This window comes from Streptomyces sp. A1136 (assembly GCF_004795055.1).
In the GTDB taxonomy this organism is placed as follows: Bacteria; Actinomycetota; Actinomycetes; order Streptomycetales; family Streptomycetaceae; genus Streptomyces.
Window position 1 is genome coordinate 1 of the sequence record NZ_SSBJ01000321.1, and the last position, 550, is coordinate 550.

1 protein-coding gene is annotated in these 550 nt (G+C 69.5%); it reads left to right on the plus strand.

Translation table 11 applies throughout. From position 1 onward, the window contains the following. Positions 1-251: 251 nt before the first annotated feature. A partial coding sequence (locus E6R62_RS40535) for a VOC family protein (protein ID WP_368773887.1) occupies positions 252-550 on the plus strand: 299 nt, incomplete at its 3' end.

Genomic DNA, 550 nt, shown 5'->3' on the forward strand with positions numbered 1-550 from the left:
CCACAAGCCGTCGTCTCGAGCCGATGCAGACGCCGGAACGCACCGCCGCGCCGTCTCGCCAAGGCTCGCATTTGCCGGCGAACCGCGACGAGGTGACCCATAGGCACCCTGCCTGTCCCAGAGCGGCCCACCTAGGGACACCTCTTGGCCCGGTGGAAGTCAGGACACGGTCGAACCGCAGCGCGTCGAGGCGGCGGGCGATGCGGGCTCGGGCCTTGACGTCGCACTTGCATTTTGCAAGTGTTGGCCGCATGAGCCTCTTCATCACCTGCCCCGTCGAGAGCGTCGAGCGCGCGACCGCCTTCTACACAGCCCTCGGCTGGACCCTCAACGCCGAGATGTCCGATCACAACGTGTCGTGCTTCGCGATCGCGCCCGAGCAGTACGTCATGCTCGGCAGCCGCGAGATGTACGCGAGCGTCGGCGGCGTCGAGGAGGTGGTCCGGGTCGGTGAACTCGTGGCCCTCGCCCGGGTAGACGTACAGCTCGGCGGGGGCGCGGCCGGCGCGGACCAGGGACCGGTACAGCTCGTGGGCCTGGCCGACGGGGG